The organism is Campylobacter sp. GTC17093 (genome assembly GCF_055397635.1).
In genome coordinates this window covers 978391-1002992 of sequence record NZ_AP038832.1, presented here as the reverse complement: position 1 = coordinate 1002992, position 24602 = coordinate 978391, and the positions used below count along the sequence as shown (strand labels likewise).

General features: G+C 30.9%; 26 protein-coding genes. 6 read left to right on the top strand and 20 right to left on the bottom strand.

Annotation, left to right across the window (positions count from 1 at the left end; genetic code table 11):
- Window positions 1–7: 7 nt before the first annotated feature.
- Genes lysA through lpxB form a run of 14 tightly spaced genes read right to left on the bottom strand, consistent with a single transcriptional unit; the run spans window position 8 to window position 13432 of the window.
- Window positions 8–1219: a diaminopimelate decarboxylase gene (gene lysA, locus ACZ5VL_RS05215; RefSeq protein ID WP_464197948.1), complete on the bottom strand. Its 1212-nt coding sequence runs from the start codon at window positions 1217–1219 to the stop codon at window positions 8–10.
- A gap of 53 nt (window positions 1220–1272) precedes the next feature.
- The gene (locus tag ACZ5VL_RS05210; protein WP_464197947.1) at window positions 1273–2334 is read right to left on the bottom strand and encodes an LptF/LptG family permease; all 1062 of its coding nucleotides are present in this window, start codon (window positions 2332–2334) and stop codon (window positions 1273–1275) included.
- A complete protein-coding gene (gene pth / locus ACZ5VL_RS05205) occupies window positions 2331–2888 on the bottom strand; it encodes an aminoacyl-tRNA hydrolase (RefSeq protein WP_464197946.1) in 558 nt (185 codons plus the stop codon). Before pth ends, ACZ5VL_RS05210 begins: the two co-directional genes overlap by 4 nt.
- Before the next feature lie 9 nt (window positions 2889–2897).
- Window positions 2898–3434 carry a 50S ribosomal protein L25/general stress protein Ctc gene (locus tag ACZ5VL_RS05200; RefSeq protein WP_464197945.1) on the bottom strand — a complete coding sequence of 179 codons (537 nt, stop codon included), beginning with the start codon at window positions 3432–3434 and terminating at the stop codon, window positions 2898–2900.
- 58 nt (window positions 3435–3492) lie between these two features.
- On the bottom strand, window positions 3493–4719 hold the full coding sequence (locus ACZ5VL_RS05195; RefSeq protein ID WP_464197944.1) for a type IV pilus twitching motility protein PilT: 1227 nt from the start codon (window positions 4717–4719) through the stop codon (window positions 3493–3495).
- Between the two features lie 8 nt (window positions 4720–4727).
- Complete coding sequence (locus ACZ5VL_RS05190; RefSeq protein WP_464197943.1) at window positions 4728–5738, bottom strand: transaldolase; 1011 nt, start codon at window positions 5736–5738, stop codon at window positions 4728–4730.
- A 9-nt stretch (window positions 5739–5747) separates the two neighbouring features.
- The gene (gene serB, locus ACZ5VL_RS05185; protein WP_464197942.1) at window positions 5748–6374 is read right to left on the bottom strand and encodes a phosphoserine phosphatase SerB; all 627 of its coding nucleotides are present in this window, start codon (window positions 6372–6374) and stop codon (window positions 5748–5750) included.
- A 2-nt stretch (window positions 6375–6376) separates the two neighbouring features.
- Window positions 6377–6880: a chemotaxis protein CheW gene (locus ACZ5VL_RS05180; protein ID WP_464197941.1), complete on the bottom strand. Its 504-nt coding sequence runs from the start codon at window positions 6878–6880 to the stop codon at window positions 6377–6379.
- A gap of 4 nt (window positions 6881–6884) precedes the next feature.
- Window positions 6885–9203 (bottom strand): hybrid sensor histidine kinase/response regulator, encoded by a 2319-nt coding sequence (locus ACZ5VL_RS05175; RefSeq protein WP_464197940.1) that lies wholly within the window; start codon window positions 9201–9203, stop codon window positions 6885–6887.
- 9 nt (window positions 9204–9212) lie between these two features.
- Window positions 9213–10160 carry a chemotaxis protein gene (locus ACZ5VL_RS05170; RefSeq protein ID WP_464197939.1) on the bottom strand — a complete coding sequence of 316 codons (948 nt, stop codon included), beginning with the start codon at window positions 10158–10160 and terminating at the stop codon, window positions 9213–9215.
- On the bottom strand, window positions 10153–10875 hold the full coding sequence (locus tag ACZ5VL_RS05165) for a UDP-2,3-diacylglucosamine diphosphatase (RefSeq protein WP_464197938.1): 723 nt from the start codon (window positions 10873–10875) through the stop codon (window positions 10153–10155). Before ACZ5VL_RS05165 ends, ACZ5VL_RS05170 begins: the two co-directional genes overlap by 8 nt.
- A complete protein-coding gene (argC, locus tag ACZ5VL_RS05160; protein ID WP_464197937.1) occupies window positions 10865–11875 on the bottom strand; it encodes an N-acetyl-gamma-glutamyl-phosphate reductase in 1011 nt (336 codons plus the stop codon). The genes ACZ5VL_RS05165 and argC overlap by 11 nt, the downstream gene beginning before the upstream one ends.
- A gap of 1 nt (window position 11876) precedes the next feature.
- A complete protein-coding gene (greA, locus tag ACZ5VL_RS05155; RefSeq protein ID WP_464197936.1) occupies window positions 11877–12365 on the bottom strand; it encodes a transcription elongation factor GreA in 489 nt (162 codons plus the stop codon).
- Between the two features lie 32 nt (window positions 12366–12397).
- Window positions 12398–13432: a lipid-A-disaccharide synthase gene (lpxB, locus tag ACZ5VL_RS05150; RefSeq protein ID WP_464197935.1), complete on the bottom strand. Its 1035-nt coding sequence runs from the start codon at window positions 13430–13432 to the stop codon at window positions 12398–12400.
- 145 nt (window positions 13433–13577) lie between these two features.
- On the opposite strand from lpxB, the gene ACZ5VL_RS05145 reads away from it, so the two are divergent.
- The 4 genes from ACZ5VL_RS05145 (at window position 13578) to ACZ5VL_RS05130 (ending at window position 15313) form a co-directional block, all read left to right on the top strand.
- Window positions 13578–13904: a DUF2325 domain-containing protein gene (locus tag ACZ5VL_RS05145; RefSeq protein ID WP_464197934.1), complete on the top strand. Its 327-nt coding sequence runs from the start codon at window positions 13578–13580 to the stop codon at window positions 13902–13904.
- Window positions 13894–14526 carry a hypothetical protein gene (locus ACZ5VL_RS05140; RefSeq protein WP_464197933.1) on the top strand — a complete coding sequence of 211 codons (633 nt, stop codon included), beginning with the start codon at window positions 13894–13896 and terminating at the stop codon, window positions 14524–14526. The genes ACZ5VL_RS05145 and ACZ5VL_RS05140 overlap by 11 nt, the downstream gene beginning before the upstream one ends.
- Window positions 14523–15014 carry a flavodoxin FldA gene (fldA, locus tag ACZ5VL_RS05135; RefSeq protein ID WP_464197932.1) on the top strand — a complete coding sequence of 164 codons (492 nt, stop codon included), beginning with the start codon at window positions 14523–14525 and terminating at the stop codon, window positions 15012–15014. The genes ACZ5VL_RS05140 and fldA overlap by 4 nt, the downstream gene beginning before the upstream one ends.
- 71 nt (window positions 15015–15085) lie before the next feature.
- A complete protein-coding gene (locus ACZ5VL_RS05130) occupies window positions 15086–15313 on the top strand; it encodes an EexN family lipoprotein (RefSeq protein ID WP_464197931.1) in 228 nt (75 codons plus the stop codon).
- 34 nt (window positions 15314–15347) lie between these two features.
- On the opposite strand, the gene dxr is transcribed toward ACZ5VL_RS05130, so the two are convergent.
- The 4 genes from dxr to ACZ5VL_RS05110 are packed head-to-tail and all read right to left on the bottom strand — an operon-like array spanning window position 15348 to window position 18875.
- Entirely contained in the window at window positions 15348–16424 is a 1077-nt protein-coding gene (dxr, locus tag ACZ5VL_RS05125) for a 1-deoxy-D-xylulose-5-phosphate reductoisomerase (RefSeq protein WP_464197930.1), read from the bottom strand.
- Window positions 16421–17176 carry a phosphatidate cytidylyltransferase gene (locus ACZ5VL_RS05120; RefSeq protein ID WP_464197929.1) on the bottom strand — a complete coding sequence of 252 codons (756 nt, stop codon included), beginning with the start codon at window positions 17174–17176 and terminating at the stop codon, window positions 16421–16423. The genes dxr and ACZ5VL_RS05120 overlap by 4 nt, the downstream gene beginning before the upstream one ends.
- 35 nt (window positions 17177–17211) lie before the next feature.
- A complete protein-coding gene (locus tag ACZ5VL_RS05115) occupies window positions 17212–17532 on the bottom strand; it encodes a hypothetical protein (RefSeq protein ID WP_464197928.1) in 321 nt (106 codons plus the stop codon).
- A gap of 20 nt (window positions 17533–17552) precedes the next feature.
- Window positions 17553–18875 (bottom strand): NFACT RNA binding domain-containing protein, encoded by a 1323-nt coding sequence (locus ACZ5VL_RS05110; protein WP_464197927.1) that lies wholly within the window; start codon window positions 18873–18875, stop codon window positions 17553–17555.
- A 57-nt stretch (window positions 18876–18932) separates the two neighbouring features.
- On the opposite strand from ACZ5VL_RS05110, the gene leuC reads away from it, so the two are divergent.
- Complete coding sequence (leuC, locus tag ACZ5VL_RS05105; RefSeq protein WP_464197926.1) at window positions 18933–20198, top strand: 3-isopropylmalate dehydratase large subunit; 1266 nt, start codon at window positions 18933–18935, stop codon at window positions 20196–20198.
- Complete coding sequence (locus ACZ5VL_RS05100; protein ID WP_464197925.1) at window positions 20198–20758, top strand: molybdenum cofactor guanylyltransferase; 561 nt, start codon at window positions 20198–20200, stop codon at window positions 20756–20758. The genes leuC and ACZ5VL_RS05100 overlap by 1 nt, the downstream gene beginning before the upstream one ends.
- Before the next feature lie 99 nt (window positions 20759–20857).
- Here the strand turns inward: ACZ5VL_RS05100 and flgE are convergent, their stop codons facing one another.
- Together flgE and ACZ5VL_RS05090 are read right to left on the bottom strand one after the other, a co-directional pair.
- Window positions 20858–23110: a flagellar hook protein FlgE gene (flgE, locus tag ACZ5VL_RS05095; protein WP_464197924.1), complete on the bottom strand. Its 2253-nt coding sequence runs from the start codon at window positions 23108–23110 to the stop codon at window positions 20858–20860.
- 120 nt (window positions 23111–23230) lie between these two features.
- Complete coding sequence (locus tag ACZ5VL_RS05090) at window positions 23231–24595, bottom strand: L-serine ammonia-lyase (RefSeq protein ID WP_464197923.1); 1365 nt, start codon at window positions 24593–24595, stop codon at window positions 23231–23233.
- Window positions 24596–24602 lie beyond the last annotated feature (7 nt).

Here is a 24602-nt window from a genome sequence, read left to right as displayed (position 1 = left end):
TTTTCCTTTAATTTAAGCACCCTTTTTCTAATGCTATTTGATCTTCAAAACTCTCTCTTTTTCTTATAAGCCTATCTTTACCATTATAAATGGCAACTTCAGCCGCTCTGTTTCTTGTGTTGTAATTACTAGACATGCTAAAGCCATATGCACCAGCTGAACCCAGTATAATTAAATCACCTCTATTTGTTTTTGGCAAACTAATATTTTTTGCCAAAAAATCACCACTTTCACAAATTGGCCCAACTATATCGCAAGTAGTTTTTTCCTCGTTTTGAATCTCTATTGGCACATAGATAACTTTATGATAAGCTCCATAAAAACTTGGTCTTACAAGATCATTCATGGCGCCATCAACTATGATAAATCTTTTTGTTTTATTTATTTTTTCATACAATACAGAACTTACAAAATATCCGCTTTCTCCAACTATATAGCGCCCTGGTTCACAAACTATAGTTACATCAAGTCCACTAAGGGTACTAAGAATAGCTTGGGCATAATCATAGGGTTTTATGGTAGTTTCATCATTATAAACTATTCCTATGCCACCACCTACATCAAAAAATTTTATGTTTATTTCAAGAGCAATTAGCTCTCTTAAAAGTTTTGAAACCAAAGCACAAGCATCATAAATAGGCTTAAGTTCAGTAAGTTGTGAGCCGATATGAAAATGAATTCCAACTGGTTCTATAAAAGGCGAAGATTTAGCTTTTATGTATATTTTTTTTGCAACATCTATCTCGACTCCAAATTTATTTTCATTTAGTCCAGTTGAGATGTAAGGATGAGTTTTTGGATCTATATTTGGATTTACGCGAACTGAAATTCTAGCCTTTTTGCCAATCTCTTTAGCAATCTGTTCTACCCTATAAAATTCAGCTTCGCTTTCTAAATTTAGCATGAGTATATCGGCATTTAAGGCTTCTTTTATCTCTTCATCACTTTTTCCAACGCCACTAAAAATGATTTGATAGTTTTTTGCCCCAGCTAATAAGGCTCTTTTTACTTCACCAATCGAAACACAGTCAAATCCAGTCCCAAGACTTGCTAAAAATTTTAATACACTTAGATTTGAATTTGCTTTGACAGCATAGCAAATAAGCGATTTTCTAGCAGCAAAAGCATTTTTTAAAGAAAGATACTTTTGTTCCATCATATCAAAATCATAAATATATAGTGGTGTTTTGTAAGTTTTTGCTAAATTTATAAAATCCATAATCAACCTTTTTAAATTTAAAGATTATACTGAACTTTATATAAAAAATAGTTTTAACGATTCGAAAAATAAAGCTTTATTGAGAATAAAAATAACAAAAATATAGGCAAGATTACTCCAAGTTCAGCAGACACAACTCCATTTTGAGCAAACCTTATCAAAATATATAAAACTCCCCAACAACAAAGCGTAGCAACAACAAAAATAAAGCCAAGCAGTGCAAGATTAAAAAATCTATATGTAGATGGCAAAAAGTAGTAAAATATAAGAACCATTATTGGCGCAAAAAGAGGAAAAAATACTGAACTATAAATAGAAACCTTAAGAGAATCTATATTTATCCCCTCATCTTTAAATGTTTTTATAGCATCCAAAGCATCATTTACAGAATAAGACGTATCATTTTCATAGACATTTTCTATAGTTTTTGGTCTAAATTTTTTAAGAGTTTCGAGATTTTGTACATGTTCTTCTTTTAAACCTTCGCCTCTAAATTCTAGTTTTGATGGCAAAATAGTTGTATTTACATCCTCAAATTTCCACATTCTTCCATCAAATTTACCACTTGCTGCAGAAATAATATTTAAAAGTCTTGTATCATTTGTATCAAAAATTTTAATCACACTTGCATCGTTTGTTACTGGATTTAATCTATTTATATAAATGTATTTTCCATCGTATTTTACAAACTTTTCATCTAAATTTATTGGATTCATAATGGATGTAGAAAGATTCTTTCTATACTCTTTTATATAAGTAAAATTGGTAAAATTTAATCCTATATAAGAAAAAGTTATAATAAGTGAAACTAAAAAAGCAGGCATTACAACTCTGCTTTTATTTACTCCAAGAGCATAAAAACTTACAAGTTCATTGCTTCTTATCATATTAAAATATGTTGTAATAAATGCAAAAACAAGACTTAATGGTAAAATATAATTTATCGCAATTAGCATAGTAAGTAAAAAGTATATAAGTTGTAGATTCGCGCTATCTGGAAATTTTTTTAAATTTATTAAAATGTCAATGCCTGCATAAAATAGCTCCAATGCAGAAAAAATAATCAAAAAATATTTAAAATATATGTAAGCTATGTATTTAGCATAAATTTTCAATCGCAAAAGCCTTTTTTAGAAGAATATTTCTGCGATATTTTATCTATATCTTGATTAATAAACTCTAAAACAGCTTCTTTTGTTACCGAAATAATCTTCCTTACGCATTCTACTTCGCTTGGCAAAAACTTACCTAAAACAAAATTTACTGTGTCTTTTTTAAGTTCACTTCCTATGCCAACTCTAACTCTATCATAATTTGGCCCTATAAATTTATCTATAGATTTTATACCATTATGACCGCCACTACTACCGCCATTTTTAAATCTAAGTCTTCCTAGTCTAAGATCTAAATCATCGTGAATAACAATAACTCTATCTATTTTGTAGAAATTTTTAACCGCACTTACACTCTCTCCAGAGAGATTCATAAATGTTGTGGGTTTTAAGAAAAAAAGCGAACCATTTTTATAAAGTTCGCCTTTAAATTTTATGTTTGAAATTTTTTCGCAATTTAAATCATCTAAAATAGCATCAAGCACCATAAATCCGATATTGTGTCTTGTATTAGTATACTCACTTCCCGGATTTCCAAGCCCTGCTATTAAAACCAAAGCTTATCCTTAGTTAGCTGTTATTACTCCAACTATAGCAATACTAGGATTTTCCACTATAGTAACACCATTTGGAACTTTTACATCTTTAATCAAGATATTATCTTCAACATCTAGATCACTTACATCTAAATCAAAAGAATTTGGCAAATTCTCACCAAGACATTTAACAGCTATTTTTCTTCTGTAAGTTACCAAAACACCTTTATTTTTAAGACCTATTGGTGTGCCTGAAATTTTAACAGGGATAAGATATTTTGACTCAACACCATCTAGTACAACTTTTAAGTCAACATGTTTAAGCGCATTTGTTACTGGATGTTTTTGATAATCAACAACAACAACTTTTAATGTTTTAGAGCCAACTTTTATATCAAAAGCAAGTGAATCTTTAGCACGAAGCTCTTTTATAAAATCGTTTGTGTTAAACGCAGCATTTATATTTTCTAATCCCTTGCCATAAATATTGGCAATTAGATAACCATCTCTTCTTAAAGCCTTTGTAGACTTTTTATCGATACTCTCTCTAATAATACCTTCTAACATCATTTTTCCTTATAAAATAAAAATAAGCTATAATGATATCTAAAAAATATTTAATATTTTATAAATTTTCCTCTTCATCATCGCTTGCTTTAAGTTTAGGAAGAACGTATCCCGCTTTTTCATAAGCAGCTTTTATAGTTTCTTGATTATCGTTTGGTATAACACCATTTTTGGCGAGTTTTACATTTTTTAGTAAAATTTTAAGATTATCTCTTTTTGTAGAATTTTCTAAAGCTACATCTTCTGTTATTATTCCAGCATCAAACAAATCAAGTAAATGCTGGTCAAAAGTTTGCATTCTAAGGGTATTTCTGCTCTCTTTGATAACATCATATATTTCTTGATCTTTTTTATCTAAAATTTTTTCTTTTACACGGTGATTACTTATTAGTATCTCAAGAGCCGCAGTTCTTTTATTATCCGTAGTGGGTATAAGTCTTTGGGATATTATTGCGCCTAAAACAGAAGCAAAGCTTGTCCTTATCCTTTCTTGCTCTTCTATAGGAAACATTGATATAACCCTATTTATAGTTTCTTTTGCATCTAAAGTATGAAGGGTTGATAAAACTAGATGTCCAGTTTGTGCTGCATTTATAGCTATTTCCATGGTTTGCAAATCCCTCATCTCGCCAACTAAAATAACATCAGGATCTTCTCTCAAAGCAGCCCTAAGTGCGTCTTTAAAGCTAAGGGCATCTTGACCGATAGATCGTTGATTAATAATACATTTATCATCTTTATAAACAAATTCTATCGGATCTTCTATGGTAATAATATGCGCCCTATCATGCGTATTTATGTGATTTATAATACTAGCTAGAGTTGTGGTTTTACCACTTCCAGTTGCTCCAGTAACTAAAATTATACCTCTTTTGATGTTATCGCAAAGGTCTTTAACAACAGGCGGCAAACCTAAACTTTCAATAGTTGGAACTACTTTTGGAATGGTTCTAAAAACAGCAGAAACACCATCCATTTGAAAAAATATATTTACTCGAAATCTATAATCGTTATTTACAACATAAGTAAAATCTACACTTTTATTTTCAACTAACTCATCAAATCTTCTTCTAAGAAGTTCTTTTGCTAAAATTATACCTTCTTTTTGAGAAAATATCTCATCAGACATAGGCTTAATTTTACCATTAAACCTACCTCTTACAATAGAACCTGATTTAAAATGTAGATCACTACCGCCATCATTAACCATTTTTTTTAAATAAACATCAAGTCTATCTCTTGTTTTATAGTCTAGCTCATTTATATCAACAAATTTGCTATCCATTACTTTGCCTAAAGTTTTTTCTTTAAACTACTCATAATCTCTTCAAAAGATTTTAAAAAAGAAGATATGCCCTCATTTAAAAGATCTCTATAGACCCTGTTCATATCAATATCTGCTTTTTTGACTATATCAAAAAACTTATCTATGCTATCATCACTTAGTGGTTTTTTCTCTTCAAAATTTATACCCTCGTAAGCCTTTATAGCATCAAGAGGAGCTGTATTTATAGAGTTTTTATATAGCAGTTCTTTTATATAGTAAGCTTTATGTAATCTATCACCTTTTACCCCAGTGCTTGCAAAAAGAGTTTTTACATTTGGTAAATTTCTTTTTTGTATCATATTGTAAATTTTAGATGCATTCATTATACCAACTTGTGAAATAGGTAAAGACTTCTCACTCATTTTTACATCCAAAAGCCTATCAAATCTACTTACAAAAACACTTATAACTGCTTTTGGAGGGATAGCCTTTGGAAATCTTTGCATAAATTCTTTTGTAGCATCTTCGTAAGCATCTAAGCATCCATTAGCTTGGTCTGGAGAGAAAACAAGTGTTGCATTAACGCTTATGCCCTTTTTCATAAGCTCGTTCATAGCCTCAAATCCAGCTTTTGTAGCTGGGATTTTTATCATAACATTTGGCATGCCTATAGTTGAATACAAGTTTTTGCCCTCTTTAATACTGCCCTGAGCATCATCATATAAGCTTGGATCAACTTCTATACTAACAAAACCATCATCATCATTTGCATAGTTTTTAAGTAATTTTTCTGCAGCAAGCCTTATATCTTGTGTTGCTAAAATTTCATAAAGAGTTTTTGGATGTTTAAATTTGCAATTTTTTATAGCGTCTTCATAATCATTGGAATCACAAAAAGCATTTCTAAAAATAGTTGGATTGCTTGTGGCACCATTTATGATATTTGAAGATATAAGTTCTTTGAATTCTCCACTTATAAAATCTCTTTGCAAGAAATCACACCATAATGAAAATTTGATATTGTTATTTTTAAACACTCTCAACCTTTAATCAATAAATTTAATAATTTCTCGCAAATCTTTAATATCGATACAATGCGTTGCTTCTTTTTTAAGAATTTCATTTGCACAAAATGCGAAATTAAGCCCAGACTCTCTAAACATAGAAAGGTCATTTGCGCCATCTCCAACACACATAACTTCATCTTTTTGTAATCCCATTAAAGACTTAAGCTCTCTTAACATAGTCCCTTTTGAATACCCAAACATCATTTCGCCACCAGCCCTGCCAGTAAAAATACCATCTTTAACTTGCAAGTGGTTAGCAAAACTTGCATCAAAGCCTAATTTTTCCTTTGCTATATCTGTAGCTATATGATATCCACCACTAAAAACCACAACTTTTATACCCTTTGATTTAAGGTGGGCTATAAGTTCCTTCGCTCCTGTAATAAAAGGTAGGTTTGAGGCTATTTTTTTAGCCTCATCTTCTTTCATTCCTTTTAAAAAAGCAGCCCTTTTAGTAAAACTTTCAAAAAAGTCTATTTTACCTGCCATTGCTTCTTTTGTAATATCAGAAACTTCTTTTCTAGCCCCAACTGAAGCTGCAAAATAAGTTATCGTCTCTCCATCCATCAAAGTAGAATCAAAATCGCACACACACAATTTTATCATACTTAAAACTCACGCTTTAAAAGAGCTTCAACCTTTAGTATTGTTAAAATGTTATTATCTCTTTTACCGATACCATATATCATTCCACCTTTTTCTTTTAAAAGCGTTTCTGGTGGAGCATCGATTCTATCTTTTCTAATTCTTATAGCTTGAGTTAAACTATCTATCAAAAATCCAGCCATATCTTCTTCATTTTTCATAATGATAAAACGAGTATGATCTGTTGGTTTTGTAGGTGGTAAATTAAATTTTATTCTTAAATCTATTAAAGGAATTACTGTTCCTCTAAGATTAAAAACTCCTAAAATATAATCAGGCACACTAGGAACTCTAGTATAATCAAGAGGTTTAATAATCTCTTTGATATCTAAAATAGGAACAGCATACTCCTCTTGACCAACAATGAAGCCAACTAATTGTATAACCTCATCTTCTCTGTCTCTTTGACTTGGGTCACTTATCTGTTTTTTTTGCCTTTGTAAAACTTGGTTTAATTTTTCACTCATAGTCCTACTCCATCTTTAAGTTTTTTCTAACAACATTTTCTAAATATTCAGAAGAGTATGGTTTTGTTATATACTCAGTCATACCGACTTCAACACCTCTTAATCTATCTGTTTTACTTGTTCTAGATGTAACAGCAATTAATGGTAATGATTTATATTTAGAATATTTTCTAATCTCGCCTGCAAGAGTGTAACCATCCATTCTAGGCATCTCAATATCTATAAGCACGGCATCTATTGTTTTTTCGCTTGATTTAATAACATTTAACGCTTCAACACCATTTGATGCCTCCATTACGCTTACGCCAATTGGTTCAAGAGATTTTTTCATTATATTTCTATCCATCTTGGAGTCATCAACAGCCAATACTACATAATCACTTGGTTTTTCTTTCTTAGCGCCTTGTGTACTATTTTCCATATCAGCTTTGATATCCACCTTAATCTCTTTTGCCATATCCATAACAGTTCCAACATCCACAATAAGAGTAACTTTACCGTCGCCTCTAATGGTTGCTCCTGCTATTCCTTTGATATTTTGTAAATAATTACCTAAAGATTTGATAACAACTTCTTCTTGCCCTATAAGATTATCAACTATGATACCAATTTTACTTTCAACAACACCAATAACAACAACATAAGTTTGTTCTCCGCCATCAAATACTTTTTGAACATTAAATAGATCTGAAAGCCTAACAAGAGATATAACTTCATCTCTAAGTCGAAGAACATTTTTACCCTCTATTGTATAAATATCCTCAAGTGGGACACGAACTGTCTCTAAAACGCTAGCAAGTGGTAAAGCATATGTTTCTTCTTGTGAGCCAACAAGAAGTGATTGGATAATCGCTAGAGTTAGAGGAATTTTTAGTTTTAATATAGTACCTTTTCCTATCTCACTATCTATATCTATAATTCCATTTAGCTTTTCTATGTTTGTTTTAACAACATCCATTCCAACGCCTCTTCCTGAGACATTTGTAACTTGTGCAGCAGTTGAGAATCCTGGTTTAAAAATAAGACCAAATGCTTCTTTATTACTCATAGAATCGGCTTCTCTCTCTGTTATTAAGCCTTTTTCTATACATTTTTCTTTTAATACGTATGGATCCATACCCTTACCATCATCTGTTATCTCAACGACTATATTATTGCCTTCGCTATATGCTTTTAGCTCAATCAATCCTTTTTCTGGTTTACCAGCTGCAGCACGCGCTTCTGGAGTTTCTATACCATGGTCGCAAGAATTTCTTATAATGTGAACCAAAGGATCGCCAATAACTTCAACAATTGATTTATCAAGCTCTGTATCTTCACCAGTTATTTCAAGATCAATTTGTTTATTAAGATCCCTACTTAAGTCTCTTACCATTCTTGGGAATTTATTAAATACTTTTGCAATAGGAAGCATTCTTGTTTTCATAACAGCAAGCTGAATATCTGTTGTTACGATAGAAAGTGCAGCAACTACTTGATTTAGTTCTTCTAAAAACTGCTCTCCATCATATCTTTCGCTTACATCTTCATAAATTTTTATAAGTCTATTTTTACCTAAAACAAGCTCGCCAATAAGACTCATTAAACTATCAAGTCTTTTAACCTCAACCCTTATAGTTTGTTCCATTTGTGTAGAACTACTTGCCGCTACAGCTTTTGATTCGGAAGATTTTGATTCATCTTTAGGAGCTGGAGCTGCTTTTGGCTTAGGAGCTGAGGATGATGCACTGTCTGCTTTTTGGGCTCTTCTAGCTTGATCCTCTTCTTTTCTAACTTTAAGCAATCTTTCTATCTCAGCTTCTACCTCAGATTCACTAAGAGAACCAACATCTACCTCTTCTTGTGGTTCCTCTGGCTCAGTAGCTACAGGCTCTTCTACTTTTTCTTCTGCTTTTGGTTTTTCTTCTTTTGGAGCACTAGAAACAGGGGCTTCTCCGCCTGAAATTTGATCTAACCTAGCACAAACATCAGTTATATCAAGACCAATAGCAGTATCATTGCCATTATCTCTAATAGAACCTAGAAGTTTTTTCATATCATCAACTGACTCTAAAACAACATCCATAACATCTGGAGTTATTTTGAGTTCACCTCTTCTAGCTTTATTTAAAACATCTTCCATATGGTGAGTAAGTCTTGTTAGGATATCAAAATTTAAAAATGATGAACTACCTTTTACAGTATGCGCAACACGGAAAATTCTGTTTAAAAGCTCTAAATCCTCAGGATTAGCTTCAAGCTCTACAAGATCATGATCTATTTGTTCAACTAGCTCAAATGCCTCAACGAGAAAATCTTCTAATATTTCTTGCATATCATCCATTGTTTTCTCCTATTTAGCAGTTTTTTTATGTTTTTCTACCACTCTCATAACTTCTTTACAAAGAAGAGTAGCATCAAATTTTGTCAAATAAGCATCAGCGCCAGCTTGCTCACCTTGAGCAATACTTTGCTCGTTGTTTAGAGAAGAGTTAAAAATAATCGGTATGTTTTTAAACTTATCGCTATTTTTTAATTTCGAAGCAAAATGATATCCATCCATTAAAGGCATCTCTATGTCACTAACAATGACTTTTAAATTTTCCTCCAAGTCTTCACCATATGTCTCATAAAGATCATTCATTTTTTGAAGACCATCTACTCCGTCTTTTGCTTCTATAACCTTTAATCCCATTTTTTCAAGTGACTCTCTTAAGAGTTTTCTAGCAGTAGAACTATCATCTAAAACTAAACAAACCCCATCTAACATATCTTTTTTCTCTATATTAAGATTCATTTTTGGTGAATATATGCCAAGCTCTTCAACTATACTTTCAAGGTCAAGTATAAGCAAAACTTCATCGTTTTCTATTTTGGTAACACCTGTTATCTTACCTTTTTCAAAGGCGCCACCTTCAGAAGAAAAACTAGCAGGTTCAATGTTTTCCCAACTAATTCTACGAATTCTCTTTGCTTCATGAACTATGAAACCTATAAGAATTTGGCTAAATTCAGTAATTATAACTCTAGGTTTTATTTTAAGGTCATCTGGTACTTTTACGTGCATCCATTTTGCAAGATTGACAACAGGTATGACAACGCCTCTTAAGTCAAAAATTCCATCTATATACCCAGGAACTCCTGGCAACTCTGTGAGATTTGGCATCTTTATGATTTCGCGAACTTTGGCAACATTAACGCCATAAATTCCCTCATAAGGACCTTTTTCGCCCTGTTTTATGATGCGAAAATCAACAAGCTCCATCTCACTAGAGCCCATCTTAGAACTATTTTCAAACATTATGGCCCCTTAGATTTAATTGTTTATCTAAGTCGTATTCTACAATAAAATACCTTTGATCACACGCAAAACTAGATAAATTTATATATCTTTTATCGTTTATACACAATTCTTTACCTTGATGATAGTGCCCTTCAATGATTAAATTTGCATCATAATGATGAATTTTAGGCATCAAAACTGATTTAAAATTGTTAATTTTATACGTAAGATTTTTTTTATTTTGATTTTCAAAAATTAATCTAGTTATTTTAAAATTTATATTTTTATCAATAAAATTTATAAATTTTAAAAAATACTTATTTCTAAAAAGCAAAAGAACTTGCGCACTTATAAATGGCAAAAACTTATCACCATGCGCAATCAAAACCTCATTTCCATATATATCTTTAAATTTAACAGGTTGAGCGTATATATCAAAAACTATGACATTTGGAAACAATCTTTTGAGATTAAAGTCGTGATTGCCTTCGAAAAAAAAAGTTTGGATAGTTTTAGAAATTTCATTTATTAAATTTATCTCATAAGCATAAAAACTCTGTGTAAAATCAGCATAATCTGATAATAAATCAAAAATATCACCAACTAAAAAAAGTTGAGTTGGTTTTATATTGCCATTTTTAAGTAGCTCCAAAAATTTCACAAATTCTTTTCTAGAACTATTTATATGAGCATCTGCTACAAATATAGCACCATTTTTTATCTCATAATCCATGAGCAATTTTTGGAAGACCCAAGCCTTCATCAAATCCAAACATAAGATTTGCATTTGCTATTGCTTGAGAACTTGCACCTTTTAGCAAATTATCTATAGCTGAGTTTATAAAAAGCAAGTTTTCATGTTTTTTTACAAAAATATCGCAAAAGTGAGTTCCAGCTACATTTTTTACCATAACTGGCTCATTTTTTATTCTTATAAAAGCACAATTCTTATAAAACTCTTTTAGTATTTCTTTTTCATCTATATCTTCTTTTAGATGAGCATAAACACTTACCAACATCCCTCTTGTGAGTGGAATTAAATGTGGCACAAAATAAAGTGATATTTTGTCACCTAAAAAGCTTTCGATTTGTTCTTTTATCTCATCAGCGTGTCTATGTTTAAAAGGACTATAGGCATTTATATTTTCATTAACCGAGCAAAAATGGCTAGTTGGCTTAAGGCTTTTCCCAGCCCCACTTACACCGCTTTTTGCATCTATGATAATGCCAAATTTAGTATCTATAAATTTTAAAAATGGAGATATAGCTAAAAGAGAGGCAGTTGGATAACAACCAGGATTTGCGACAAGTCTAGTGTTTTTTATCTTTTCTTTATTTAATTCAACCAGTCCATACACCGCTTCTTTTAAACCATTTTTGTCTATATGGGCTGTATAGTTTTTTTCATAAAGTTCCAAACTAAGCCTATAATCTGCCGACAAATCAACAATTTTTATACTCTTAAAAGATAAAAGTTCTTTGACAAAATACATAGATTTTTCATGAGGAAGAGCTAAAAAAACTATATCGCACTTACTAGCAGCCACGCTAGAATCTACTACATCTACTTTTATATCAATGACGCCGCATAAAGAAGGAAAAATCTCATTTATCTCGCCCTCACTTGTAGCAGCTAAATAAGAGATTTCAAAGCCTGGGTGATTTAACAAAATTTTGATAAGTTCTAACCCAGTATAACCGCTAACTCCTATAATTCCAGCTTTTATTTTCATTTTAATCCTCAAATTTTATAGGCTTATAGCAAACTTCCAAAATTTCAACATCACTTGTTCCATTTGGCAAATGAAGAGTAATTTCATCACCTGCTTTTTTACCCATTAGTTGTTTTGCTAAAGGGGTATTTATAGAAATTAAGCCTTTTGAGATATCACTTTCACTAATACCAACTATTACATAATGGCTTTCAAGTTCAGTTTCTACATCTAAAATGCTAACACTTGAGCCAAATTTAACACTATCATGCGCGTAGGTACTTGGATCAAGAACATTTGCTCTACTTATAATATCACTAAGCTCTGCTATTTTTGCGTCTATAAAAGCTTGTTTTTCTTTTGCTGCGTGATACTCTGCATTTTCCTTTAAATCACCGTGACTTCTTGCTATATCTATTTCTTTAACAATTTGAGGTCTTTGAACATTTTTTAAATCTCTAAGTTCTGCTGTAATTTTTTCATAACCATAAGCAGTCATTGGTTCTGTCATAATTTTTCCTTTTTTTAAATTTATTATATCATTTAATTTTGAGTATTTATCAAATTTGCTACATTTTTAGCGCTTCCATTTTGCAAATACTCTCTTAGTTCTTTAGATGCTATGGCAAATTTATGCGCATCAAAGTTTTTATAAGAATTTAGTAAATTTCTAACATTTACTTCATCTTGAATAAACTCATCATTTAACTCTTCTTTTCCCATAAAATCAAAAAAAATATTTGCAAGTCCGATATGTTTTAGCTTCACAAAGCGTTTTGCTATGAAAATATCTATAGCTTTTGCCTTATAACAAAGCACAAAAGGAGTTCCTATAAGAGCTGCTTCAAGAGTAGCAGTTCCTGAGCAAATGAAAGCAAAATCGCTATTTTTTAAGATCTCGCTTGTACCACTTTGGACGCTAAACTCACTGACATCGCCATAAATTTCATCAACTTTATCTTCATAAAATGACGGCACACAAAGAACTTTTTTTGAATTTATATGTTTTGCACACTCTTTAAAAATAGGCATCAAGCGCTTTATCTCAGATTTTCTTGAGCCAGGTAAAAAAGCTATTTGATCATAATATTTGCTTTGATCTTTAAATATGTTTATCTCATCTAACAATGGATGCCCTACATAAGTGCTACAATTGTAAAACTTACTGTCAAATGGCAAAATTGAAGCTAGATTATCACAATGCGCTTCAACTTTTTTCACTCTTCCTTTTTTCCAAGCCCAAACTTGTGGTAAAATATAATAAGTAATCCTTGTTTTTATCCCAGCTTCTTTTATCGCTTTTGCTAAAGGTAGATTAAAAGCAGGGGAGTCTACAAGCAATACATGATCACACTCTCTAGCAAGTTTTACCATCTCTTTTATAGCACGCTTGGCTTTAAAAATAAGCGGTAAAATCTCAACAAACCCCATAGCCGAAAAATCTTCACTTTTCATATAAGGCATTCCAAATTTAGGATCAAAAATGCCTTTTAACTCATAATTTTGCAGATATTTTAAAACCTCGCCAAAATGCAAATTTGCAGATGGTTCCAAACACGATATTAATAACTTTTTCATAAAAAATATTCCAAATTTTTATTTGATTATATCACATTTAAAAAAATAAATGTGCTTTACTTTTTGATAGTTATTATCATATTTAAACAGAAATTTAGTTTTACTGTTTTATAATAACGATTATCAAAATAAAAAAGGAGATAGCATGTCGGTTTTAGTAGTTGGAGCAGATGAGATAACTCCAATTAAAGCTGTTTTAAATAATTTAGGTGCGGACAAAATAGAACATTGGGATGCTAGAAATGAAAACAGAGTAAATAGAAAACCCATACCAACCCAAACAGAGTGTGTTGTTATGCTTACAAGTTTTTTAAATCACAACACGATGAAAAAAATAAAATCCCAAGCAAAAAAGCGAAATATCCCTGTAGTTTGCGCAAAAAGAAGCGTAAGTCATGTTTATTGTGAATACTGCAAGATATTTGGTTTAAATAAAAGTTGCAACGGGTGTGAGGATTGCGATGAGCGATAAGCTTTTTTTATATAATTATATAACAAAAAATAAAGTTCCAGCTTATTACTCCAAATTTAATACTTTAAAAGAAAGTTTAGAAAAATATGCAAATGATCTTTTATATCCAGCAAATCTTAAATTTACAAGAGCAAAAAATATCTGTTTGCAATCAAATTTAATAATAAAATCATACAAAACCGGAAATCATGAGTTGTTAAAAAATAAGATATCCATACCAAAACTAAAAGCTGCACAAATTTATTCACAATTAATATATAATGCTTATGATTTCAATCTTATTTTTAGAGATTTTGTTTTTGAAAAAATAGCCGTAAGAAATAAAGATAAAAAAATATATTATAAAAATTCTTTAATCATAATAGAACATGAAAATGAAAAGCTAGGCATAATGACAAATTTTAAAAAAGTTAATATGCATTATTTATGTGATTTGAAGTATGACATAAATAATGCTTTAAATATTAAAAAGATGCAAAATTTACAAAATTTATATATAGTCTGCCCTAGAAATATGGAATTTAGAAAACATATTGAAATAAAAGCTCAAAATGATGATTATATTGGAATTAAAATAGTTCCATATACTCTAAGCAATCTTAATAAAAAAGGAAGAAAATGATAGGTATAATTTATGGATCAAACCTAGGAAATACAGAAGATGTTGCTAACAAAATAGCAAATAAGCTCGGACTAGATCATAAAGTATTAAATATAAGCAAGGTAAAACCTAGCGATATAAATAGTTTTGATAAATTAATTATCGGAACATCTACTTGGAATGATGGTGAACTTCAAGATGACTGGGCTGATTTTAATTTTGATGAACTAGATGTGAATGGAAAAACCATAGCGTTATTTGGAACAGGTGATGGCCAAAGCTACGGCGATACATTTTGTAATGCCATGGGAGAATTATATAAAATTTTTAATGCAAAAGGTGCAAATATAGTAGGAGCAGTAAGTGCAGATGGATATAGCTTTGATGAAAGCACAGCTATCATAAATGATAAATTTGTAGGTCTTCCTATAGATATAGATAATGAAAGCGATAAAACAGATGATAGAGTAACAAACTGGATAAAACTAATAAAGCCAAATTTTGAATAATATTTTATTTGTTTTTAAATGTTTAACTTTAAAGTTATATAATGTTAAATAATTTTTAAAAAAGGATAAATATGAAAAAGTTAGCTTTACTTAGCTTTGCTTTAGTAGGTGTGTTTGCTTTAAGTGGTTGTGAAAAAAAAGTAAAAACAACTGAGTATTTTAAAAACCACCCAGAAGAAATTAAAACCACTATAGCAAAATGCGACAAAGCAGAAAAACTTAGCGAAAGCGATAAACAAGAGTGCGCAAACGCTAAAAAAGCAAATATCACAGAAACTATAAAAGAGATATTGCCTTAACTAATATTATTTAAAAGGACAGAAATCTGTCCTTTTATAAAATTTCTTCTACAAATTTTCTAACTCTATCATCTAAAATAACCACATCTTCTATACTGTTTGTTTTTACATCTATAAATTTATCAAGAGATTTAAAAATAACTTTTGAGATGTCTAAAAATGAGCATCTTTTTTTTAAAAATGCATCAACACCGTTTTCATTTGCTGCATTTACAATAACACCTAAATCAGGATTTTTTAAAACTTCTTCTTTTAGGGAAAAAATTGGATATTTTTTTAAATTAATTTCTTTAAATTTAATACTTTTTAATTTAAGCAAATCCACACTTTCTAAAATATTTGGTACTTTATCTTCAAAAATAGCGTGCGCGATTGCTAAAATCATATCTGTCTTTGATATGTGGGCTGTAGTTGAACCATCTATAAAATGCACTAAAGCATGTATAGTAGAACTTGGCTCTATGAATGCGCTTATATTTTTAGTGCCATATAACCAAAAAGCTTCCATAACCTCAAAAAGCTTATTTGCCATCGTTGCACTATCTATAGTTATCTTTGCACCCATATACCAGTTTGGATGTTTCAATGCGTCACTTGGAGTAACATTTTTTAAAGCTTTTATAGGAGTTTTATAAAATGCTCCGCCACTTGCGGTTATAACAAGTTCTTTTACTTTATGAGGGCAACTTAGCAAAAATTTAAGCCCAAAATGCTCACTATCTATTGGATTTATAGATTTTGTATCAAGAAATTTACCGCCACTAACCAAGCTTTCTTTATTTGCAAGAGCTAATTTTTTGCCACTTTTTTGAACTGCATAACTAGGCATTAAACCAGCAAAACCAACTACGGAGTTAATAGCAATATTATCTTCACACTCATTTATCATGTCTATTAAACCGTCTTTAGAACAAAAAACCCTATCATGATCTACAAAAGATTTTAAACTTTTATCTTCTATGCAAACAAATTTAGGTTTAAACTCAGCTATTTGTTTATTTAAGATTTTGTAGTTTTTCGCACAACTTAAGGCTGAAATTTTCAGATTATGCTTTCTTGCTAAATTTAGCGCATTTGTGCCTATGCTCCCAGTTGATCCTAGGATTATCATGCCAAAACCATATACATTACGATACTTGCAAACAAATACGCATCAACCCTATCTAGCATACCACCATGCCCAGGAAATATATCTCCACTATCTTTTAATCCAGCTAAGCGTTTGATATAACTTTCAAAAAGATCGCCAAATACTCCAAATAATGATACTATTAAACTAATAAAAATTGCTTTAGTATATTCAAAACCAAGAAGATTATTTGCAAGCAATGCTCCAAAAATACTTGCAGCTATAACACCACCTATAACACCTTCTAAAGTTTTATTTGGAGAACTTTTACTAAAAGAAGTTTTTCCAAATTTTTTACCCAAAAAGTATGCACCGCTATCACATACTATAGCCGTAAAAAGTATATAAAATATATAGCTTATACCAAATAAAATATATATCTCACTCATCAAAAGAAGTGGTGCAAGAGGATATAAAAAAGGGTATATTATTTTTAAATTTTCCATTTTAAAATAAGCTACAAAAGAAGCTATAACAGCACAATAACAAAAAATTAATTTAGGAGATACGAAAGTATCTTCATAATTTGAGCTAAAAAATATCATCAAAATATAAAATGCGAGCGCTAGATAAACTAGACTTTTGTTTTGTATATCAAAAAGTTTTAAAGATTCTAAAAAAGCTACATAAATTATAATGCCAAACAAAACGATATTTACAACAAATATATCTAAAACACATATCAATATAAGAAGAGCAAAAAGAGCTAGTCCAGTGTAAATTTTACTATTCATAATTTTCCTTTTGTAAAATTATAGCTAAAATTTACTTATATTTTTATATCTATAATTTGCCCCTCTATAGAGTCATCAATCTCTTCTTTAAGGTCGTTCTCTTCTATATTTTCTACTTCTTCTTGCGCCTGAGCCTGTGCTTCACCATGTTTTTTTTCATGTTCGTGATCTGGATCAACTTTGTAAGCCTCTTCAGCTGGCCTAACCTCTTCTACTTCTATTTTATCCTTATTTGTAGCTTCAACCATTGCTAAGTTTTGAGCATCAAGCCTTGCTTGAAAATCATTTTGCGCAGAAGCAGCTACTCCCATATTTTGGTTTACATATATGGTACTCCCAATTGCTGTTACAGGCATTTAAGCTCCTTTTATTTAAACTACTTATTTATACATATCGTCTTATAGTTAATATATTTTACAAAACTTTCTTTAACAATCTTTACATTTTCTCTTTTTGTATAATCAACTTGGTACATGCCTGGATTTTTGGTACTAAAGTTTACGCAAATTTGCGCAGCCATAAAAATAACATCATCGCTCATTGTCTTTTTATTAGTTTTTACAATTACATGTGCACTTGGAATGTCTTTTAAATGAAACCAAAAATCATTTTTAGATGCATTTTTTAGCAAATTAGAGTTGCCTTTTTGATTTTTACCCACACTTATCTTAAAATCATCAATATAGAAATTTTGGATATCTAAAGACATTGTGTCTATTTTTTTTATATTTTTTGCTTTTGGATATATTATCTCGAGTTCTGCTACTGATTTTGCTGTGTTTAAAAGAGAAAGTAAATTTTCATAAAAAGCTAACTTTCCGCTTAAATTTTCTTTTTCGATACTTATACCACTAGCTTTTTGTTTAAGCTTTTTAGCTTTATTCCAAAAAGATTTTGCACTATTTTTTGGACTTTCTTCTAAGTTTAAAGATACTATTTTTCCATCAAAATTATTTAGATTTATTTTTCTATCGTATTCATTTAAATTACTTAAATTTGCCAAAATCAAAGTAGCATTTTTGCTATAAATTTCACTTTGATTTAACAAATCTTTTTCATTTTCAAGAGAATTTAAATTATTTAATAAATTTTCTATCTTTTTATTTATTTGAGCTACTTTTATATCTCTTATTTGAGCGAATTTCTTATCTACTATTTTTGTAAATTCATCTTTAAAAAATTCATTAAAATTTTCTATATTTTTACACTCTTTTTCTTTTATTTCATAAGGCTCAAGATAGAGTAATTTTTTACCAACTTTTATAGACCTAAATTCTGTTTCATGGTGCCTTAATGCTTCTAATATAATATCATTTTCATCTGTTATGATAATATTTGTAAATCGTCCAGTAAACTCCATTATAAGATAACTTTTAAGCATTTTATAAGATCCACTATATGCGGTTTTAAAAACTAAAATTCTATTATTTTGTGGCACAAAAATATCTTCTATGTCAGCTCCAATAAAGCGCTTTTTCAAAATAGTATCAAAAGGAGCTTTATATTCTTTTTGGGATATTAAATTTGGATTTTGGTATATGCTAGAGATATCCCTACTTAAGTCAAAAATAAGCTCAAATTTATTATCAAATTTTACAAATATAGCATTGTCGTGAACTCTTTTAATTTTTGTTATTTTTTTAAATTTAGCAAGAAAGCTTACAATTTGTATTAAATTTGAATACTTCATAACATTCATTATAGCAAATTTAGCCGTTTTTTGATACAATCTTATGAAAATTTATAAGGAAATACCATGCCACAAACAATAACAGAAAAGATTTTTTCATCGCATGTTGGGCATAAAGTATATGCCGGCGAAATAGTACAATGCAATATAGACATGGTTATAGGAAATGATATAACAACACCAATTTCAATAAAAGCATTTGAAAAAAGCGGTGCAAAAAAGCTTGCTAATCCAGATGGTTTTAGCATAGTTTTAGATCATTTTATACCAGCAAAAGATATAGCTTCTGCAAATCAAGCTAAGATAAATCGCGATTTTGCATACAAACATAATCTTAAAAATTTTTTTGATGAAAAAGATATGGGTATAGAGCACGCTCTTTTACCAGAAAAAGGGCTGGTTGTACCAGGAGATGTAATAATAGGCGCTGATTCTCATACTTGTACACATGGTGCACTTGGAGCATTTTCTACTGGCATGGGATCAACCGACATTGCATTTGCCATGATTACTGGAAAGAACTGGTTTAAAGTTCCAGCTAGCATAAAAGTTGTATTTAGTGGAAAACTTCTTAAGTGTGTTTATGGAAAAGATCTTATCTTAGAAATAATAAGGCAAATTGGCGTTGATGGAGCTCTTTATAAAACCTTAGAGTTTTGTGGCGAAACGATAAAAGAACTAAGTATGGATGATAGATTTTCACTTTGTAATATGGCTATAGAAGCTGGAGCAAAAAGTGGCATTATAGCTGTTGATGATACGACAAAAGAGTTTTTTAAAAATAAAAACTTAGCAAGAGAACCAAAGCTTTTCTATTCTGATAAAGATGCAGTTTATGAGAAAGTTTTAAACATAGATGTAAGCAAACTTGAGCCAGTTGTGGCTTATCCTCATTTACCAAGCAACGTCAAAAGCATAAGTGTAGCTATAAAAGATGATTTAAGTATTGATCAAGTTTTCATTGGAAGCTGTACAAATGGTCGTTTAAGCGACTTAAGAATAGCTGCAAAAATACTAAAAGGCAAGAAAGTTGCGAGCCAAACAAGGCTTATTATAACTCCAGCAACACAACAAATTGCACGTGAAGCCGAAAAAGAGGGCTTAACTCAAATTTTCATAGAAGCTGGCGCGTTAGTAAGCAATCCAACATGTGGCGCATGTCTTGGTGGCTATATGGGAATTTTAGGACAAAATGAAAGATGCGTGGCTACTACAAATAGAAATTTCATTGGTAGAATGGGCGATAGAAGTAGCGAAATTTATCTTGCAAACTCAGCAGTAGCCGCAGCTTCTGCAATAGCTGGAAAGATAGCAGATCCAAGAGATTTGTAATGTATAAACATTGTGTAATACTAGCAGGTGGTAAAAGTTCGCGCATGGGAAGCGATAAAACAAAGCTTCCTTTGGGTGAATTTCAAAGTCTAGCTGAGTTTGAAGCAAATAAATTTAGCAAAATTTTTCAAAACATTTATATCAGTTCAAAAAACTATAAATTTTCGGATAAATTCAATACCATAGAAGATAAATTTGAAAGCTTTTCCCCCATGGGTGCTCTATGGCAAATACTTTCAAATTTCAAAAATGAGTATGTTTTTATAGTTCCTGCAGATATGCCTTTTGTAAGTTTACAAACCATAAATTTACTTTATGAAAATTTGCAAAATTCAGACATAATAAACCCAAAAGATGATGAATTTACACACTCTTTATGTGGATTTTTTCATTCAAAAGTTGGTAATATTGCAAAAGAACTATATGAAAATGATATCCATAAAATAGGCTTTTTAAGACAAAAGTGCAATGCAAAAACATTATATTTTAAAAATAACAATGAGTTTTTTAACATCAACACACCACAAGATTACGAAAAAGCTAAAGAATTTTTGATATAAATTTAAATAATTTTAAAGAATACGCCCTAAAATATTTTACTAAAACAACAAAAAAGGGAAAGCCTTTTGGCAATCCCTTTTTAAGTTTTATAAGATTGATTATTGTTTTAATTGCAACAATGTATTTAGCATTTGATCACTTGTTGTAATCGTTTTTGAGCTTGCTTGGAAACCTCTTTGTACAACTATAAGTTGTGTTAATGCACGGCTTAGATCCACATTACTCATCTCTAGCGCACTTGATTGAATTTTACCTCTACCTGCAGTTGCAGCCTCACCTATGATAGGTTCGCCAGAGTTTGGAGAGACAGTAAACAGTGTTCCACCCTCACTTGTTAATCCCTCGTTGTTTACAAACTTAGCCATAGCAATTTTAGCTAAACCAAGACTGCGACCATTTGTAAAACTTCCTATAAGAGTTCCTGATTCATCTATTTTAATTCCGTTTAAATCACCACCCTTGTATCCATCTTGAGATACAAATTTAGTATTTGATTTTGCATCATGAGCTACAAGCCCATCTCCAGCTCCAGATGTTCCAAAGTCAAGACTTATAGTTTGTCCACTAATAGATCCATTGTTTGAACTGTATTGGATACTTGTAGGATAATATGTTGCAAGTGTTCCATCTGGGTTAAATACAACTTCTCCTGTAAGCAAGTTTGATGGTAGATTTTTGTTATTTTCCGCAAAGTTTATCTTTGCAGGTTCTGGTACTTGAATGATTACTTTCCATTTAGTACCACCATTGTCTGCATAACCTTCTTTTATAAAGTCAAATTTTATATTTTTCTCTCCACCAAGTGAATCAAAAACTTGGGTTGTAGTACTATGAGCTGATATAAAATGAGCTTGTGTGGTTTTAGGAAATTCTCCTGGATTTAAAGCTCCTCTCATTGGTTTCATTGCAGCGCTAAATTTTAAATTCTCTCCTATATTATTTTGCGGATCTGTTAGTCCAGTTATAGTTAGATTCATATTTTGCGCATTTGCAACAGCTGGATTTTCTATTTTAAATTCTCCCTCTGCATTTACTGTTACTTTTGCACCAGCATTTGCAACCTCTTTTCCGCTACCAGTATAATCTACATTCTTTCTTGCATCTTCTTGCATGGCATATCTTAAATCCTCTGTAGAGTGGAAAGATCTTTTTGATTTATCATCATATGCCGGACCACTATATAAATTTGGAAGTGTTGGAGGAGTTGTTGTTGTATCAGAAAAAGTACCTATCTTAGCTGTTTTATATTCGTATTGATAAGCAGTGATAACATTTTGAGTTGTTATACCAAGCCCTTTGCCACCATTTTCTGTGATTTTTATATTTTTTGTTTTTTCTGTTGTGCCTAGTTCATTTTGGTTAGATAATTGTATTTTATCACCATTTACTATAGTAGCCCTTACACCAGTTTCTTGTGAGTGATTATTAATATATTTTGCTACATCATCTATAGAGTAAACTTTTGCAGCTATATTTACACCATTTATAGTTACATCAAAATCAGCTCCACTTGTTTTATCTATAGCAGATATAGACATCTCTTTAGTTTTAGCTGTAGCATAACTTACCCATATACCTTGACCTTCTCTTAGGTTATAAGCTTCACCTTTTTCATTGTGAAGTATACCCATGTCAACGCCTTTTTCTATAAGTCTATAGTCACTATTTTTAGTATTTTCAAAAAGATCGCCTTCATTTTCTTGATTTATTTCTCCTGGAGTTGTAACACCATCAAAGTTTTTATCATAATATCCTCTAAAAGCGTCTAATTTATAGATAGGAACTTTTTGCTCACCTATATTATCTCCAGTATTTAAAGTAGCAGCTATATCAACTTTGCTTGTAGCTCTTGCAGGCATTGATAAATCTGGTTTAACGAATATATTTTTTACAGGTCTTGTTGAGTCTATAGCGCCAGTTTCTTCATCTCTCATCCAACCTTGAACTATGTAACCTGAGTTGTTTACAAAATTACCATAATTATCAAAAATAAAATCGCCGTTTCTAGTAAATTTTTTAGTATATCCGCCGTCGCCACTAACTACAAAAAATCCATCACCTTGTATAGCGACATCGGTTAATTTTTCAGTAGTTTGAACAGAACCTTGTTTGAAAATTTTTGTGACACTTGTAACACTTGTCCCAAGACCAACTTGCATACTATTTGTACCACCAAGATCGCCTTGAGGACCAGTTGCTATTTTAGATGTTTGGCTCATCATGTCTTCAAAATTTGCTCTTGAGTATTTAAATCCTGGAGTGCTAACATTTGCTATGTTATTTCCTTCAACATCCATTGCGATTTGGTGTGAACCAAGTCCAGAAACTCCGGACCAAAGTGATCTCATCATAATACTATCCTTTATATAATTTTTATTTAAAATTATATAAGCAAAATGTATTCCAAAATTATATTATAAATTTAATATAGTTATAAAATGAAGTAAAATTGGATATTTTAAAATAAAATTTTAACAAACACTTTTAACATTTATGGCAAGACCGCCAAGAGATGTTTCTCTATATTTTGAGTTCATATCTTTACCTGTTTCATACATTGTTTTTATGACCTCATCAAGACCAACTCTAGGTGTACTTTTTCTGGTTAGAGACATTTTTGCAGCAGAAATTGCCTTAATAGCACCAAAAGCATTTCTTTCTATGCAAGGAATTTGCACAAGTCCATCAACCGGGTCGCAAGTTAGACCAAGATGATGCTCCATTGCTACTTCAGCAGCGCTACAAGCTACTATGGCGCTACTTCCATAAACTGTTGCCATAGCCGCAGCTGCCATAGAACTAGCTGAACCAATCTCTGCTTGACAACCAGCTTCAGCACCACTTATAGAAGCATTTTTTTTATAAAACGAACCAATCAACATTGCTGTAAGCAAAAACTCTATAGCTTTTTGTTCACTAAAAATCTTTGTATGATTTTTAAGATAAAGCATCACAGCAGGAACCACAGCGCAAGCTCCATTTGTAGGCGCAGTTACAACTCTAGCTCCACTTGCATTTTCTTCTGCAATCGCTATGGCATATAAAGATATATAATCTAGTATAGCAATAGGATCGTCATTTGCATAAAGTCTTTCGTAAATACCTTTTGCTCTTCTATGAAGCTTTAAATTTCCAGGCAAATCCAAACTTTTTGGATTTATTCCAGCAGCAAATACTTCTTGCATAACATCCCAAATTTCCAGGCAATAAGCTTTTATTTCATCAAGCGTATGAAACTGAAGTTCATATTCTAAAGATAATTTCGCTAAATCCCAATTATTTTTAGCACAAATCTCCAAAGCCTCTTTGGCATTATTTACACTCATAAAATTTTCAGGCAATATTTCTTCTTTTTTGCCATCTTTTATATGAGACTCAAGTTCTTCCTTGCTCATAACAAAACCACCACCAATTGAGTAGTAAGTTTTTTGCTCTAAAAGATTTTCACCGCTATAAGCACTAAATATTAGACCATTTTCATGAAGGGGTAAAAAGCTATTGTTGAAAATAATATCTTTTGCATAATCAAAATGTATTAGTTTTTTACCACAAAGGTTTAAAACATTTTCTTTTATGGCTTTATTATTTATATCATCTTGCAAAAAAACGGTTATGTTTTTTGGTTTTAAACCACTAAGTCCCCATAAAATAGCTTTATCTGTTAAATGCCCTTTGCCAGTTAGTGACAAAGAGCCATATAAATCAATTTTAATCCTATCTATGAGATCTAACTTATCTTCTATAAGTTTACAAAATAGATTACCAGCAATCAATGGTCCCAAAGTATGCGAAGACGAAGGTCCAACGCCTATCTTGAAAATACTTAAATTACTCAAATAATAC

Excerpts from the sequence above, each read along its gene's own strand:
- lysA (WP_464197948.1), bottom strand. The coding sequence starts at position 1,219 with ATGGATTTTATAAATTTAGCAAAAACTTACAAAACACCACTATATATT.
- ACZ5VL_RS05200 (WP_464197945.1), bottom strand. The coding sequence starts at position 3,434 with ATGTTAGAAGGTATTATTAGAGAGAGTATCGATAAAAAGTCTACAAAG.
- ACZ5VL_RS05195 (WP_464197944.1), bottom strand. The coding sequence starts at position 4,719 with ATGGATAGCAAATTTGTTGATATAAATGAGCTAGACTATAAAACAAGA.
- serB (WP_464197942.1), bottom strand. The coding sequence starts at position 6,374 with ATGATAAAATTGTGTGTGTGCGATTTTGATTCTACTTTGATGGATGGA.
- ACZ5VL_RS05180 (WP_464197941.1), bottom strand. The coding sequence starts at position 6,880 with ATGAGTGAAAAATTAAACCAAGTTTTACAAAGGCAAAAAAAACAGATA.
- ACZ5VL_RS05175 (WP_464197940.1), bottom strand. The coding sequence starts at position 9,203 with ATGGATGATATGCAAGAAATATTAGAAGATTTTCTCGTTGAGGCATTT.
- ACZ5VL_RS05170 (WP_464197939.1), bottom strand. The coding sequence starts at position 10,160 with ATGTTTGAAAATAGTTCTAAGATGGGCTCTAGTGAGATGGAGCTTGTT.
- ACZ5VL_RS05165 (WP_464197938.1), bottom strand. The coding sequence starts at position 10,875 with ATGGATTATGAGATAAAAAATGGTGCTATATTTGTAGCAGATGCTCAT.
- argC (WP_464197937.1), bottom strand. The coding sequence starts at position 11,875 with ATGAAAATAAAAGCTGGAATTATAGGAGTTAGCGGTTATACTGGGTTA.
- greA (WP_464197936.1), bottom strand. The coding sequence starts at position 12,365 with ATGACAGAACCAATGACTGCTTATGGTTATGAAAAAATTACAGCAGAA.
- lpxB (WP_464197935.1), bottom strand. The coding sequence starts at position 13,432 with ATGAAAAAGTTATTAATATCGTGTTTGGAACCATCTGCAAATTTGCAT.
- ACZ5VL_RS05145 (WP_464197934.1), top strand. The coding sequence starts at position 13,578 with ATGTCGGTTTTAGTAGTTGGAGCAGATGAGATAACTCCAATTAAAGCT.
- ACZ5VL_RS05140 (WP_464197933.1), top strand. The coding sequence starts at position 13,894 with ATGAGCGATAAGCTTTTTTTATATAATTATATAACAAAAAATAAAGTT.
- fldA (WP_464197932.1), top strand. The coding sequence starts at position 14,523 with ATGATAGGTATAATTTATGGATCAAACCTAGGAAATACAGAAGATGTT.
- ACZ5VL_RS05130 (WP_464197931.1), top strand. The coding sequence starts at position 15,086 with ATGAAAAAGTTAGCTTTACTTAGCTTTGCTTTAGTAGGTGTGTTTGCT.
- dxr (WP_464197930.1), bottom strand. The coding sequence starts at position 16,424 with ATGATAATCCTAGGATCAACTGGGAGCATAGGCACAAATGCGCTAAAT.
- ACZ5VL_RS05120 (WP_464197929.1), bottom strand. The coding sequence starts at position 17,176 with ATGAATAGTAAAATTTACACTGGACTAGCTCTTTTTGCTCTTCTTATA.
- ACZ5VL_RS05115 (WP_464197928.1), bottom strand. The coding sequence starts at position 17,532 with ATGCCTGTAACAGCAATTGGGAGTACCATATATGTAAACCAAAATATG.
- ACZ5VL_RS05110 (WP_464197927.1), bottom strand. The coding sequence starts at position 18,875 with ATGAATGTTATGAAGTATTCAAATTTAATACAAATTGTAAGCTTTCTT.
- leuC (WP_464197926.1), top strand. The coding sequence starts at position 18,933 with ATGCCACAAACAATAACAGAAAAGATTTTTTCATCGCATGTTGGGCAT.
- ACZ5VL_RS05100 (WP_464197925.1), top strand. The coding sequence starts at position 20,198 with ATGTATAAACATTGTGTAATACTAGCAGGTGGTAAAAGTTCGCGCATG.
- flgE (WP_464197924.1), bottom strand. The coding sequence starts at position 23,110 with ATGATGAGATCACTTTGGTCCGGAGTTTCTGGACTTGGTTCACACCAA.